We start from the raw sequence: 14,023 nt of genomic DNA on the forward strand, positions 1-14,023 counted from the left end.
CGTGCGGTCAATGCGACTTCAGGTGTTCGAGAGAAGTCCCGAGGCCATACCGATCACCACCGGCGCGACCCCGATCGCGAGAAAAGCGGGGAGAAAACACAACCCCACCGGTGCGGTGACGAGGACCGCCGCCCGCTGCGCCCGCGCTCCCGCCGTGCGGGCCCGGTCCTCCCGCAGTCCGGACGCGAGCCGGGAGACCGGCTCCGCCGCGGGCGCCCCCGTCCGCGCGGCCCGTTCCAGGCAGTCCGCGAGCGGCCGGGCACCCGGTATCTCCGCCAACCTCCCCCACCCGGCGCCCGGTTCGCCGCCGAGCCGCAGCTCCGCCCCGGCCCTCGCCAGCCGGTCGCCCACCGGGCCACCCAGCGACTCGCCCACCACCTCGGCGGCCTCCACCGGGCCCGCCCCGGCCGCCAGACATGCGGCCAACAGATCTGCAGCTAACGGCAACTGACGCTCCGCCTCCCGTGGATCCACTCCGGCCAGCGGCCGCGCCCTGGCCTGCCACCGCCGCACACCGAACGCGGCCAGGCCACCGACCGCCACACCCGTCACCCCGCCTACGAGCACCCAGCCCGCCAGCAGCGCCCCGGCCGGCCCGGCCCACGCGGCCACCACACCCCTCAGGGCGGAGCCGAACACCGGGGCGCGGAGCCCCGGTCCGGCTCCCAGCAGGGCCGCGGTCCTGCGTCCGGCCGCCCGCTTCCGGACCCGCGCCGCCACCTCCGACACCAGCCACAGCGCGACCACGGCCAGGCAGACGGCGATCCCCAGCCTGTGGACGACGAAGCCGCCCATCACCGCTCCCCCGCCCGGACGATCCGCCGGCACCACAGCAGCCCGAGCGACTCCAGCACCCCGCCGGCCAGCAGGCAGCCCCACCCCATCGGTGTGTGCAGCAGCACCCGCAGCGGATCCGCGCCCAGCCCGGTGCCGATCAGCAGTCCCACCAGCGGCAGCAGGGCGAGCACCAGCACCGTCGACCGGGCCCCTGCCAACTGGGCCCGCAGCGACTCCTGCCGGTCCCGCTCGGCCCGCAGGGCCCCCTCCAGCCGTTCCAGGCCGGCGGCCAGTCCCGCACCGCCGTCCACCGACACCCGCCAGCAGGCCGCCATCCCGGCCAGCCCTTCCGCCCCGGGCTCCCGCGCCGCCTGGCGCAAGGCACCGGGCACGTCCCCGCCGAAGGCCGCGGCGGCCAGCACGCCCGTCTCCGCCGCACCCGGCCCGCCGGGGCCGACGGCCGTCCTGCGCATCGCGGCCGTCAGCGCCTGCCCGGGCTGAGCTCCCGCCCGCAGCTCACCCACCACCGCCCCGCACAGGGCCACCACCTCGGCGGCCCGCGCCGCCCGGGCCCGCTCGCGCGCCCGTACCCGCAGCCACCGGCGCACCAGCGGCACCGCAGCCGCCCCCGCCAGCAACGGGATCACCGACCCGCCGAGCGCCGCGACCACCAGCCCCGCCGCGAGGCAGACCCACTCCCGCCACCGCGCCGCCCGCACCCGTACGGCGATCAGCAGCCGCTCCCGGCGCAGCGGACCGACCGGAACCACCGGGCCGCCCGCGGCGAGCACCGCCTGGGCCCGCCGGGACACCCGGTCGCCGCCGGCCAGCCCCCAGGCGGCCGCCCCCGCACACAGCACCCCGGCGAACAGCGGCACCGGCAGCCCCGCTCCCGCGCTCACCGGACGCCTCGCAGCAGCGGGCGAAGCCGTTCCCAGCCGCGCTCCCGTACGAAGCCCCGAGCGGCCCAGCGCAGCGCCGGTACGGTGACCACCAGTCCGGCGGCGTCGCGCTCCAGCACGTGCACCTCGGCCAGCCGGCGCCGTCCCTCCCGGTCCCGGACCAGATGGAGCACCAGGGTCAGCGCCGCGGCCAACTGGCTGTGCAGGGCGGCCCGGTCGAGCCCGGCGGCCGTCCCGAGCGCCTCCAGCCGGGCGGGGACATGGGCGGCGGCGTTGGCGTGGACCGTCCCGCAGCCCCCCTCGTGCCCGGTGTTCAGGGCGGCGAGCAGGTCCGCCACCTCGGCGCCCCGCACCTCGCCCACCACCAGCCGGTCGGGCCGCATCCGCAGCGCCTGGCGGACCAGGTCCGCCAGGGTGACCAGACCCGCCCCCTCCTGGTTGGCCGGACGGGTCTCCAGCCGCACCACGTGCGGATGGTCGGGGCGAAGCTCGGCCGAGTCCTCGGCCAGCACGATCCGCTCGCCGGGACCGACCAGCCCCAACAGGGCGCTGAGCAGGGTGGTCTTGCCCGTTCCGGTGCCGCCGGAGACGAGGAACGACAGCCGGGCCTCGACCATGTCCCTGAGCAGTCGGTGCCCGCCCGGCGGCAGAGTCCCCGCGGTGACGAGCTCCTCCAGCGTGAACGCCCGCGGCCGCACCACCCGCAGCGAGAGGCAGGCCGAGCCGACCGAGACCGGGGGCAGCACGGCATGCAGCCGGGTGCCGTCGGGCATCCGGGCGTCCACCCAGGGCCGGGCGTCGTCCAGGCGCCGCCCCGCGACGGCGGCCAGCCGCTGGGCGAGCCTGCGTACGGCCTCGGCGTCGGCAAAGGTCACTCCGGTCAGCTCCAGCCCGCCACCGCGGTCCACCCACACCCGGTCGGGGGCCGCCACCAGCACATCGGTGACCTCCGGATCGGCGAGCAGTGCTTCCAGCGGTCCTGCGCCGACCAGCTCGGACCGTAACTCGGCAGCCACGCCGAGCACTTCGGCGTCCCCGAGCAGCCTGCCCTGGGCCCGCAGGGCCGCAGCCACCCGCGCCGGGGTCGGTTCCGCCCCGCTCTCGGCGAGCCGCCGGCGCACCGCGTCCAGGAGCACCGCGCTCATGCCGGCACCCCCTGGGCGGAGCCGAGTGCGCGTTGCCAGAAGCCGTCGCAGAAGCGGGCCAGTGCGCCCTTCCCCTGCGTCCCCGGTGGTTCGCCCTCGGCCACCCGCCCCGGGAGTCCCACCTCGACCGGCACCTCGCCGGCCAGCGGCGCCCCCAACAGGTCGGCCACGGACTCCGGATCGAGGCCGCCCGGGCAACGTCCTCGTACGACGACCCGCACGTCCCGGGCCACCATCCGCACCCCGGCCGCCACCCGGCCGGCGGCGGCCACCGACCGCAACTCGCCCGGCACCACCATCAGCACGAGATCGAGCTGAGCCAGCACCTCGGCCACGGGTTCGTCGACCCGCCGCGGGAGGTCGACCACCACCACGCCGCCCCGGCGGCGCGCGGCGGCCACCACGGACCGGATCGCGGCGGGCGGCACCACCACCCGGTCACCGCGGTCCCAGCTGAGCACGCGAAGGTCGTGCAGCTCGGGCAGGGACTCCTCCAGCGCTCCGGCGCCGACCCGGCCCCGCGAGGCCGCGAAGTCCGGCCAGCGCAGCCCTTCGGCGCTCTCGCCCCCGAGCAGGACGTCCATGCCGCCGCCCAGCGGGTCGCCGTCGATGAGGATGGTCCGCTCCCCGGCGCGGGCGGCCCGCACGGCGAGCGCGCAGGCGAGGGTGGAGGCTCCGGCGCCGCCGCTGCCGCCGATCACCCCCACGGCGAGGGCGGGCCGCCCGGCCCCCTCCACGACATCGGCGATGCGGTCGACGAGCCGGCTCTCGGCGTCCGGGAGCCGCAGCACCTCCTCGGCGCCGATCTCCACCGCCCGCTGCCACACGTGGGGGTCGTCCAGGTCCCGGCCGACGAGGAACACCCCGGCCCTGCGCGGTGCCCCGCGCACCTGTCGGGCGGCGTCGTCGCCCACCAGCACGAGCGGTGCGGATTCCCATCCCGCGCGCCCCGCCTCCCCGCCGGCCCCGACGGCCCCGCCCTGCTCGGGAACCGCGTGCCGCACATGCGGTTCGGCACCCGCCGCGGCACACAGCCTCAGCAGATCGTCGAGCAGCAGCGGGTCCTCGGTGATGATCAGCGGCCGCCCGCCGCCGGGTGCGGATCCGGCCATGGATCCGGCTCCGAGGCCCGCCCCGACCCCTGTCCCCCTTCCGCCGACCACGGACTCCGGCGATTCACACGACTTCGATCGCGCCACGATCTCCGCCCCCTTCTCACTGCAAATGCTTCCGCCACGGACTTCGCGGCTGGAATCACCGTGCAGCGATCAGGAAAAACAAGTGGATCTTGTTGGATAACTGTGGACAACCCATCGGCTGTGAATAACCCGGTCACCCTCTCAGGTGAGTTCCGGAGCGCGGCGGAACCACTACGCACCGTCACGAGTCTGATGTGGTGAGGGCCTTCGCCGCGTCGGCCCCGCGCAAGAGGAAGGGCCGGAGGATGGTCACTTGGGGCCGAAGGCAGGGACGCGAACCGCGTCCGGACATGCGACGACCCCCGCCGGGGGGGAGAGCGGGGGTCGTCCCCACGGTCCGACTCGGGGGGGGAGGAGCCAGACCGGGTTAGCACGGTCGCGAACGATCCGTGACTTCCATGGTGTACCCGAGAGCCTTCTCAGGCAAACCCACGCGCCACACCTTACGCCGAATGGTGGGCGCATATGCTCGGGGCGTGGAAAATCAGCCCTTGCCGCACTCCTCGCCTCGTACCGCAGCCTTCTTCGACCTGGACAAGACGGTCATTGCGAAGTCGAGCACCTTGACGTTCAGCAAGTCCTTCTACCAAGGCGGCCTGATCAACCGGCGAGCCGTGTTGCGCACCGCGTACACGCAGTTCATCTTCCTGGCCGGCGGCGCCGACCACGATCAGATGGAACGGATGCGGGAGTACCTGTCCGCCCTCTGCAAGGGGTGGAACGTGCAGCAGGTGCGGGAGATCGTCGCCGAGACCCTGCACGACCTCATCGACCCGATCATCTACGACGAGGCCGCGTCCCTGATCGAGGCCCACCACACCGCGGGCCGCGACGTGGTGATCGTGTCCACCTCCGGCGCGGAAGTCGTCGAGCCCATCGGGGAGATGCTCGGCGCGGACCGGGTCGTCGCCACCCGCATGGTCGTGGGTGAGGACGGTTGCTTCACCGGAGAGATCGAGTACTACGCCTACGGGCCCACCAAGGCGGAGGCCGTACGCGAACTCGCGGAGTCCGAGGGGTACGACCTCACCCGCTGCTACGCCTACAGCGACTCGGCCACCGACATCCCGATGCTCGAAGCGGTCGGACACCCGCACGCCGTCAACCCCGACCGGGCACTGCGGCGGGAAGCCGTGGCGCGCGAGTGGCCGGTCCTGGTCTTCAACCGGCCCGTACGACTGAAGCAGCGCCTTCCCGGGCTGTCCATGCCGACCCGGCCCGCCCTGGTCGCCGCGGCGGCCGTGGGCGCGGCAGCCGCCACGGCCGGGCTGGTCTGGTACGCGAGCCGGCGCCGCGCCAATGCACTGGCCGCGGCCCGCTCCGCCTGAATGTCCTGACCTGCACGGATAAGGCATGTCCGGTTCGCCCTCGGTCGTCCCGGAAAGTAAAAAGTGGAGCCAGGGGTTTCGCATGGCTCCGAAGCGGAGTACAAATAAAGCAACGGCCCGCGAGACCAAAGAACATCCGAGAGGATCATCTTTAAAACGCAGTAAGGCCCACGGACCGAAGCATGAGCGCCGAGCACCCACGCGACGTCGACCCGTCGATTACGGGCCAGCCGCACCAGGTAACGGGCAAAGACCCCGACCTGATGGGCAACTTTCGAGGACGCTTGGTAACTGGGCGTAAATGCCAGCGGCGACACCAAAGCAAGACGGTGTCGCCGCAACCCATGTCGGGGGTCCGAAAGCCTCGGACACGGGGCCGAACGGGTGAACGGGTAGAACAGATGGAACGGGCGGAACGGGCGGCTCAGGCCGCGCCGCGCTGCAGGGCTTCGCAGACCGCCGTCGACTCACGGACACCCAGCTCGACCGCCCGGCCGCAGTGCGCGATCCAGGCGGACATGCCCTCCGCGGTGCCGGAGACGTAGCCCTCGAAAGCGGCCAGGTAGGCGTCGGACCCCTGCTCCGCGTGACCGACCTCCGCCGGACAGATGGCCTTCGGGTCCAGACCGCTGTTGATCAGGACGATCCGCTCGGCCGCCCTCGCGACCAGCCCGTTGTACGAGGCGAACGGACGCAGCGCCAGCAGTTCGCCGTGCACCACCGCGGCCGTGACCAGGGCCGGGGCGGAGCCGCCCGCGATGATCAGGCGGGACAGCCCGTCGAGGCGGCCCGCCACCTCCTCGGCGCTCGGCAGCGGAAGCCCGACCAGGGGTTCGGTCACCGGCTCGCCCGCCAGCCGGGGGCGGCCCACCACATCGCCGTCCGCCGTGGACCCGCACGCCACCAGATGCAGTCGCGCCAGGACCCGCAGCGGCGACTGCCGCCAGATGCTCAGCAGCTGGCCGGCCTCCGCCGTGAGCCGCAGCGCCGCGCCCACCGTCAGCGCTTCCGGCTCCGACCCGAAGTCGGTCCGACGGCGCACCTCCTCCAGCGCCCAGTCCGCACCGGACAGCGCCGCGCTCCCGCGGGCACCGCGCAGGGCGGCCTCCGAGGTGATCTCACCGCTGCGGCGACGCATCACCCGGTGCCCGTAGACGCGGTCCACGGCCTTGCGTACGGAATCCACGGACTCGGCGACACCAGGCAGCCCGGCCAGGGGGACCAGCGGGTCAGAAGCGCTACTCATAAGTAGGGAGCCTACGCACTGCGCACCCATAGCACCGACCCCTCCTTGGAGTGGTCTTCTTCACTCACCTTGACAACACAGTGCTATCGAACCGCTACGCTTGGTGAACATGAAGATCGCTTTCGTAGGGAAGGGCGGCAGCGGCAAGACGACCCTGTCCTCCCTCTTCATCCGCCACCTCGCCGCCAATGAGGCCCCTGTCGTCGCGGTGGACGCCGACATCAACCAGCACCTGGGCGCCGCGCTCGGGCTCACCGAGCAGGAGGCCGCCGAACTGCCCGCCCTCGGCGCGCACCTGCCCCTGATCAAGGAGTACCTGCGGGGCTCCAATCCGCGCATCGCGTCCGCCGACACGATGATCAAGACGACCCCGCCCGGCCGCGGCTCGCGCCTGCTGCGCGTCACCGAGGACAACCCGGTGTACGAGGCCTGCGCGCGCACGCTCCTGCTCGACGGGGAGCCCGTACGGCTCATGGCCACCGGGCCGTTCACCGAGGCCGACCTGGGCGTGGCCTGCTACCACTCCAAGGTCGGAGCGGTCGAGCTCTGCCTCAACCACCTGGTCGACGGCCCTGACGAGTACGTGGTCGTCGACATGACGGCAGGCTCGGACTCCTTCGCCTCCGGCATGTTCACCCGCTTCGACGTGACCTTCCTGGTCGCCGAACCGACCCGCAAGGGCGTCTCCGTCTACCGCCAGTACAAGGAGTACGCGCGGGACTTCGGGGTCGCGCTCAAGGTCATCGGGAACAAGGTGCAGGGACCCGAGGACATCGAGTTCCTCCAGGACGAGGTGGGCGAGGACCTGCTGGTCACCGTCGGGCACTCCGATTGGGTGCGGGCCATGGAGAAGGGCCGGCCGGCCCCCTTCGAGCTGCTGGAGGCGTCCAACCGGTTCGCCCTGCAGGAGCTCCAGGACGCCGCCGACGACTCGTACGCGCACCGCGACTGGGCCCGGTACACGGAACAGATGGTGAGCTTCCACCTCAAGAACGCGGAGAGCTGGGGCAACGCCAAGACCGGTGTCGACCTGGCGGACCAGGTCGACACCGGTTTCGTCCTGCGCGAGGGGGCCGAGACGCTCGTCAGCCCTCGTCCGCACTCCCCCCGGCCGGCTCCGCAGCCGGCTTGACGCCCGCGGGGGCGGCCGGCGCCGTCGGCGGCCCCGCGGTCAGGAACTTCGCCCAGCCCTCCTTCGGAGCCTCGCCGACGTCGAGGGTGCGCATCCACTCCAGGGCCTTCGGGTCCTGCGCGTCCAGCCAGTCCGCCAGCTCCCGGAACGGGACGCAGCGGACCTCCTTCTGGCTGCACATGGTCTTGATGGACTCCTCGACGGCGCGCATGTAGGTGCCGCCGTTCCAGGACTCGAAGTGGTTGCCGATGATCAGCGGCGCGCGGTTGCCCTGGTAGACGCGGTCGAAGGCCTCCCGCAGGCCGTCGCGCATCTGGTCACCCCAGTACGCGTGCTGGGAGGGGTCACCCTGTGAGGTCGTCCCGGACTGGTTGACCATGTAGTTGTAGTCCATGCTCAGGGTGTCGAAGGCGCGCCCCGGCATGGGCACCAGCTGGAGCGGGATGTCCCAGAGCCCGTCGGTCCTCTTGGGCCAGATCTGCTTGCTGATGCCGCTGGAGTCGTAGCGGAAGCCCATGTCCTTCGCCGCCAGCATGAAGTTCTTCTGGCCCTCCAGGCAAGGCGTGCGGGCGCCGATGAGCTCCTTGTCGTAGTTGAAGGGGAGCGCTTCCTGGTCCTTCAGGCCGGAGTTGGTCTTCCAGTTCTTGACGAAGGACTTGGCCTGGTTGATCTCGCTCTTCCACTCCTCCACGGACCAGGTGCCGACACCGCCGTCGGGGCCGCAGAAGTGCCCGTTGAAGTGGGTGCCGATCTCGTTGCCCTCCAGCCAGGCCGAGCGGACCTGGGTGGCCGTGTCCTTGATGCCCTGGAGGTCGCCGAAGCCGATGTCGGAGCGGCCGGGCTCATGCTGGGGCGCCGTATAGAGGGAACGTTTCTCCTCTGGGAGCATGTACACGCCGCTGAGGAAGTACGTCATGCGGGCGTTGTACTTCTTGCCGACCTCGCGGAAGTGCGAGAAGAGCTTCTGGCTGTCCTCGCCGGCCCCGTCCCACGAGAACACCACGAACTGCGGCGGCTTTTCGCCGGGCTTGAGCTTCTGCGGCTTCTGCACGTTCGGCTGCATGCCGGTGTACACGGTCGAACCGTCACCGATGGGCCGGTTGACGCTGCCCGGAGCCTCCGCGGCGGCGGCCCCCTTCAGTGCGTTCGGGGCCCCGGGCGCCGGGGACTTGGCGGGTTCCGAGGTGCTGCACCCGGCGGCTCCCAGGACCAGCGCCGTGGCGACCAGGCCGCCGGCGATCTTCTTCGTGGCGGCGATCATCCGCCCCACCTCTCCCTCGCAGTTCCATCGCAGGACTTCCGCGCCGCAACGTCCCATACGGTCCGCTCTGGAGAAAGTATGACAAGCCGTACAAAATGCTTAATCACCCTTGAGTGCTAATTTGTACGCCATTTGCCCGTATTATTCACCGCTCACCTTTACTCTCCATTACCATCCATTTACCGAGTGTTGAGACTCCCGCCGCTTCATCCCTCCCCCCGAGGAGACGGGAACCCATGACAGCCACCTCCCCCTCACGCACCACCCAAGAGATCCGCAAGGACCTCCCCGCAGATCTCTCCGCCTCCATCGCCGTCTTCCTGATCGCCCTGCCCCTCTCGCTCGGCATCGCCCTGGCCACCGGCGCCCCGCTCCAGGCGGGGCTCGTCGCCGCAGCAGTCGGCGGGATCGTCGCCGGGCGGCTCGGTGGCGCTCCGCTCCAGGTGAGCGGCCCGGCCGCCGGACTCACCGTGGTCACCGCCGAGTTGATCCAGCACTACGGATGGCGCACCACCTGCGCCATCACCGTGCTCGCCGGCCTCTGCCAGCTCGGCCTCGCCGCCCTGCGCACCGCCCGCTCGGCGCTCATGGTCAGCCCGGCCATCGTGCACGGCATGCTCGCGGGCATCGGCGTGACCATCGCACTGGCCCAGCTGCACATCGTGCTCGGCGGCACACCGCAGAGCAACGCCGTGGCCAACGTCCTCGGGCTGCCGGGCCAGTTGGCCGATCTGCACCCGGTCGCGCTGGGCATCAGCGTGCTGACCCTGATCGTCCTGCTCGGCTGGCCCCGGCTGCCCGGACGGGTGGGCCGCGCCCTGCGCAAGGTGCCGGCGACCCTCGCCGCCGTCGCCACGGCCACCGCCTTCGCCACGCTGGCCGGGCTCAGCCTGCCGCGGGTGGACCTGCCGTCCTGGCGCAGCCACGCCCTGCCCGAACTGCCCGAGGGGCCGGTCCTCGGTCTGATCGCCGCGGTACTGACCATCACCCTGGTCGGCAGCGTGGAATCGCTGCTCTCCGCCGTCGCGACCGACAAGCTGATCGCCTCCGAGCGGCGTACGGGCAACCGCCCGCCGCGTGCCGACCTCAACCGGGAGCTGCGCGGCCAGGGCGCGGCGAACATCGTCTCCGGCGCGCTGGGCGGGCTGCCCGTCACGGGGGTGGCGGTCCGCAGCGTGGCGAACGTCAAGTCCGGTGCGGTCAGCCGGAAGTCGTCCATGCTGCACGGACTGTGGGTACTGCTCGCGGCCGGGCTGCTGGTCCCGGTCCTCGACCTGATCCCGCTCGCCGCGCTGGCCGCCCTGGTGATGGCGGTCGGCGTGCAGATGGTCAACATCACGCACCTGCGCAGTGTCACCCGGCACCGGGAGATCCTGGTCTACGGCACGACCATCGTCGCCGTGGTGCTCGGCGGGGTCCTGGAGGGCGTGGCCATCGGTATCGCGGTGGCCGTCGCGCTGGCCCTGTACCGGCTCACCCGGACCCGGATCACCGTGGAGCGACTGGACAGCGGGGCCCACCGGGTGCGGGCCCGAGGGCAGTTGACCTTCCTCGCGGTGCCCCGGCTGAGCCGGGTGCTGAACCAGATCCCGCACGACGGGCACGCGGTGGTCGAGCTGGACGGCTCGTTCATGGACCACGCGGCCTACGAGACGCTGCACGACTGGCAGGACTCCCATCTGGCGCACGGGGGCTCGCTGGAGGTCACCGGCCGCGCCGGATCGTCTGCGCGGCTGCCCGAAGCCGTGACCGGAGCCACGGCCGGAACCGCGCCCGACGACGGGCCCGCCGGCGCAAGCCACCACGCGGACCGGTCCCGCCGCGCGCCGCAGCGCGGCGGGCACCAGTGCTGCCGCCCCTGGACGCCCTGGCAGAACCACTGCGACCACCGCCCCGCGGGTACCCGTACGATCACCGCCGCGGACGCGGCCAAGGCAGCCGCGGCGGCCACCGAGGCGAAGACGGAGGCCGCCGACGGGCAGGCCGGCTCGCCCACGCCCCGGCGGCGCGGCGCGGGCCAACTGGCCAGTGGGATCGGCGCCTTCCAGCGCGACACCGCACCCCACGTACGGGAGGAGCTGGCCCGGCTGGCCCGCGAGGGGCAGCGGCCCTCCCAGCTCTTCCTCACCTGCGCGGACTCCCGCCTGGTGACCAGCATGATCACGGCCAGTGGGCCGGGCGACCTGTTCACGGTCCGCAATGTCGGCAATCTGGTCCCGCTGCCCGGCGCGGAGTCCACCGACGACTCCGTCGCCGCGGCCATCGAGTACGCCGTGGACGTACTGCAGGTGGACAGCATCACGGTGTGCGGGCACTCGGGCTGCGGCGCCATGCAGGCGCTGCTCTCCTCCACGCCCGGTGCCCCGATGACCCCGCTGCGGCGCTGGCTGAAGCACGGGCTGCCCAGCCTGGAGCGGATGGCCAGCCGCCACCACGCCTGGGCCCGGATCTCGGGCCGGCTCCCGGCGGACGCGGTCGAGCAGCTGTGCCTGACCAACGTGGTCCAGCAGCTGGAGCATCTGCGGGCCCACGAATCGGTGGCCAGGCGGCTCGCCGAGGGCACCCTGGAGCTGCACGGGATGTACTTCCACGTGGGCGAGGCGCAGGCGTACCTCCTCTCCGAGGGCCAGGACTTCTTCGACTGCCGGGTCTTCGACAGCGTGGGCCAGCACGCCTGAACCGATACCCTCCCGTATTCGTGCACTCGTTTGGCCCCTTCCCGCCCCCTGCAGCGGGGAGGGGCCATTCGCACTCCGTTCTCGCGCGGACCAGGTCGTGATATAGGTCTAAACCAATTCTCGGCTACCCCTTGTCACCTGGGCCGCTGACTGATGAGCTATGCCCGGGGACACAACGGACACCCTGGGAAAGGGAGATGTCGTGAGCAATGAGAGCCTGGCCAATCTGCTCAAGGAGGAGCGGCGGTTCGCACCGCCCGCCGATCTGGCCGCCGCCGCCAATGTGACCGAGGCTGCGTACGCACAGGCCGACGCGGACCGGCTGGGCTTCTGGGCCGAGCAGGCCCGGCGGCTGACCTGGGCCACCGAGCCGACCGAGACGCTCGACTGGTCGAACCCGCCCTTCGCGAAGTGGTTCGCGGACGGCAAGCTGAACGTCGCGTACAACTGCGTGGACCGACACGTCGAGGCCGGCAACGGCGACCGCGTCGCCATCCACTTCGAGGGCGAGCCCGGCGACAGCCGCGCGATCACCTACGCCGAGCTCAAGGACGAGGTCTCCAAGGCCGCCAACGCCCTGACCGAGCTGGGTGTCGAGGCCGGCGACCGGGTCGCCGTCTACCTGCCGATGATCCCCGAGGCGGTCGTCGCGATGCTCGCGTGCGCCCGCGTCGGCGCCGCGCACTCCGTGGTCTTCGGCGGTTTCTCCGCCGACGCCGTCGCCTCCCGCATCCAGGACGCCGACGCCAAGCTGGTCATCACCGCCGACGGCGGCTACCGCCGCGGCAAGCCCACCGCCCTGAAGCCCGCCATCGACGAGGCCGTCACCAAGTGTCCGCAGGTCGAGCACGTGCTCGTCGTGCGCCGCACCGGTCAGGACACCGCCTTCACCGAGGGCCGCGACGTCTGGTGGCACGACGTGGTCGGCCGGCAGTCCGCCGAGCACACCCCGCAGCCCTTCGACGCCGAGCACCCGCTCTTCATCCTCTACACCTCGGGGACCACGGGTAAGCCCAAGGGCATCCTGCACACCTCCGGCGGCTACCTCACGCAGGCCGCGTACACCCACCACGCGGTCTTCGACCTGAAGCCGGAGACCGACGTCTACTGGTGCACCGCCGACATCGGCTGGGTGACCGGGCACTCCTACATCGTCTACGGGCCGCTCGCGAACGGCGCAACCCAGGTGATGTACGAGGGCACCCCCGACACCCCGCATCAGGGCCGGTTCTGGGAGGTCGTCCAGAAGTACGGGGTGACCATCCTCTACACGGCGCCCACGGCCATCCGTACGTTCATGAAGTGGGGCGACGACATCCCCGCGAAGTTCGACCTGTCGAGCCTGCGCGTGCTGGGCTCCGTCGGCGAGCCGATCAACCCCGAGGCCTGGATCTGGTACCGCAAGCACATCGGCGGCGACCGCTGCCCGATCGTGGACACCTGGTGGCAGACCGAGACCGGCGCGATGATGATCTCCCCGCTGCCGGGCGTCACCGCCACCAAGCCGGGCTCCGCACAGCGCGCCCTGCCCGGAATCTCCGCCACCGTCGTGGACGACGAGGCGCACGAGGTCCCGAACGGCGGGGGTGGCTACCTGGTCCTCACCGAGCCGTGGCCGTCGATGCTGCGCACCATCTGGGGCGACGACCAGCGGTTCATCGACACCTACTGGTCGCGTTTCGAGGGCAAGTACTTCGCGGGCGACGGCGCCAAGAAGGACGACGACGGCGACATCTGGCTGCTCGGCCGGGTGGACGACGTGATGCTGGTGTCCGGCCACAACATCTCGACCACCGAGGTCGAGTCGGCCCTCGTCTCGCACCCCTCGGTCGCCGAGGCGGCCGTGGTCGGCGCCAACGACGAGACCACCGGTCAGGCCATCGTCGCCTTCGTCATCCTGCGCGGCAGCGCCTCCGAGACCGAGAACCTGGTCGCGGACCTGCGCAACCACGTGGGCAGCACGCTGGGCCCGATCGCCAAGCCGAAGCGGATCCTGCCGGTCCAGGAACTGCCGAAGACCCGCTCGGGCAAGATCATGCGCCGTCTGCTGCGCGACGTGGCGGAGAACCGCGCGGTCGGTGACGTCACCACGCTCGCCGACTCCTCGGTCATGGACCTGATCCAGAGCAAGCTCCCGGCCGCCGGCAGCGAGGACTGAGCCACGGGCCGAGGCCCACCGCTCAGGACAGACCGAAACACACGGAACACACGGGACACACCGAAAGGGGCACCCGGCGCGGCGCGCCGGGTGCCCCTTTCGCACTTAAAGTGATGATCACCGGATACGTCCTCGCGTACACCCTGTAAAATATTGAAAGCGTAAAAAGATCACAGGGTGCGCCGGGAAGTCTGGTC

Annotated in this window: 10 protein-coding genes; 4 read left to right on the top strand and 6 right to left on the bottom strand. The window is 71.8% G+C overall.

The genetic code is table 11. The annotated features are described in order from the left end of the window. Window positions 1-18: 18 nt before the first annotated feature. Genes ACZ4YL_RS29725 through ssd form a run of 4 tightly spaced genes read right to left on the bottom strand, consistent with a single transcriptional unit; the run spans window position 19 to window position 3,936 of the window. A complete protein-coding gene (locus ACZ4YL_RS29725) occupies window positions 19-795 on the bottom strand; it encodes a type II secretion system F family protein (protein WP_468120817.1) in 777 nt (258 codons plus the stop codon). Further along, window positions 795-1,679 carry a type II secretion system F family protein gene (locus ACZ4YL_RS29730; protein ID WP_468120818.1) on the bottom strand — a complete coding sequence of 295 codons (885 nt, stop codon included), beginning with the start codon at window positions 1,677-1,679 and terminating at the stop codon, window positions 795-797. The genes ACZ4YL_RS29725 and ACZ4YL_RS29730 overlap by 1 nt, the downstream gene beginning before the upstream one ends. Further along, complete coding sequence (locus ACZ4YL_RS29735; RefSeq protein ID WP_468120820.1) at window positions 1,676-2,824, bottom strand: TadA family conjugal transfer-associated ATPase; 1,149 nt, start codon at window positions 2,822-2,824, stop codon at window positions 1,676-1,678. Before ACZ4YL_RS29735 ends, ACZ4YL_RS29730 begins: the two co-directional genes overlap by 4 nt. Beyond that, the gene (gene ssd / locus ACZ4YL_RS29740) at window positions 2,821-3,936 is read right to left on the bottom strand and encodes a septum site-determining protein Ssd (RefSeq protein WP_468120822.1); all 1,116 of its coding nucleotides are present in this window, start codon (window positions 3,934-3,936) and stop codon (window positions 2,821-2,823) included. Before ssd ends, ACZ4YL_RS29735 begins: the two co-directional genes overlap by 4 nt. A gap of 539 nt (window positions 3,937-4,475) precedes the next feature. Here ssd and ACZ4YL_RS29745 point away from each other — a divergent pair. Then, complete coding sequence (locus tag ACZ4YL_RS29745; RefSeq protein ID WP_351147987.1) at window positions 4,476-5,351, top strand: HAD family hydrolase; 876 nt, start codon at window positions 4,476-4,478, stop codon at window positions 5,349-5,351. A 424-nt stretch (window positions 5,352-5,775) separates the two neighbouring features. Here the strand turns inward: ACZ4YL_RS29745 and ACZ4YL_RS29750 are convergent, their stop codons facing one another. Further along, complete coding sequence (locus ACZ4YL_RS29750) at window positions 5,776-6,597, bottom strand: Fic family protein (RefSeq protein WP_468120824.1); 822 nt, start codon at window positions 6,595-6,597, stop codon at window positions 5,776-5,778. Window positions 6,598-6,706: 109 nt separating this feature from the next. Here ACZ4YL_RS29750 and ACZ4YL_RS29755 point away from each other — a divergent pair, with 109 nt between their 5' ends. After that, window positions 6,707-7,729: an ATP-binding protein gene (locus tag ACZ4YL_RS29755; RefSeq protein ID WP_468120826.1), complete on the top strand. Its 1,023-nt coding sequence runs from the start codon at window positions 6,707-6,709 to the stop codon at window positions 7,727-7,729. Here the strand turns inward: ACZ4YL_RS29755 and ACZ4YL_RS29760 are convergent. Beyond that, window positions 7,683-8,990 (bottom strand): polysaccharide deacetylase family protein, encoded by a 1,308-nt coding sequence (locus tag ACZ4YL_RS29760; RefSeq protein WP_468120828.1) that lies wholly within the window; start codon window positions 8,988-8,990, stop codon window positions 7,683-7,685. The genes ACZ4YL_RS29755 and ACZ4YL_RS29760 overlap by 47 nt on opposite strands. Before the next feature lie 236 nt (window positions 8,991-9,226). Between ACZ4YL_RS29760 and ACZ4YL_RS29765 the strand changes: the two genes are divergently transcribed. Next, entirely contained in the window at window positions 9,227-11,668 is a 2,442-nt protein-coding gene (locus ACZ4YL_RS29765) for a SulP family inorganic anion transporter (protein ID WP_468120830.1), read from the top strand. Window positions 11,669-11,828: 160 nt separating this feature from the next. Next, window positions 11,829-13,826, top strand: a complete 1,998-nt coding sequence (acs, locus tag ACZ4YL_RS29770; RefSeq protein ID WP_468120832.1) for an acetate--CoA ligase — start codon at window positions 11,829-11,831, stop codon at window positions 13,824-13,826. The last annotated feature ends 197 nt before the right edge of the window (window positions 13,827-14,023 follow it).

This window comes from Streptomyces sp. NPDC030021, assembly GCF_055574035.1.

Excerpts from the sequence above, each read along its gene's own strand:
- ACZ4YL_RS29725 (WP_468120817.1), bottom strand. The coding sequence starts at position 795 with ATGGGCGGCTTCGTCGTCCACAGGCTGGGGATCGCCGTCTGCCTGGCC.
- ACZ4YL_RS29735 (WP_468120820.1), bottom strand. The coding sequence starts at position 2,824 with ATGAGCGCGGTGCTCCTGGACGCGGTGCGCCGGCGGCTCGCCGAGAGC.
- ssd (WP_468120822.1), bottom strand. The coding sequence starts at position 3,936 with ATGGCCGGATCCGCACCCGGCGGCGGGCGGCCGCTGATCATCACCGAG.
- ACZ4YL_RS29745 (WP_351147987.1), top strand. The coding sequence starts at position 4,476 with ATGGTGGGCGCATATGCTCGGGGCGTGGAAAATCAGCCCTTGCCGCAC.
- ACZ4YL_RS29750 (WP_468120824.1), bottom strand. The coding sequence starts at position 6,597 with ATGAGTAGCGCTTCTGACCCGCTGGTCCCCCTGGCCGGGCTGCCTGGT.
- ACZ4YL_RS29755 (WP_468120826.1), top strand. The coding sequence starts at position 6,707 with ATGAAGATCGCTTTCGTAGGGAAGGGCGGCAGCGGCAAGACGACCCTG.
- ACZ4YL_RS29760 (WP_468120828.1), bottom strand. The coding sequence starts at position 8,990 with ATGATCGCCGCCACGAAGAAGATCGCCGGCGGCCTGGTCGCCACGGCG.
- ACZ4YL_RS29765 (WP_468120830.1), top strand. The coding sequence starts at position 9,227 with ATGACAGCCACCTCCCCCTCACGCACCACCCAAGAGATCCGCAAGGAC.
- acs (WP_468120832.1), top strand. The coding sequence starts at position 11,829 with ATGCCCGGGGACACAACGGACACCCTGGGAAAGGGAGATGTCGTGAGC.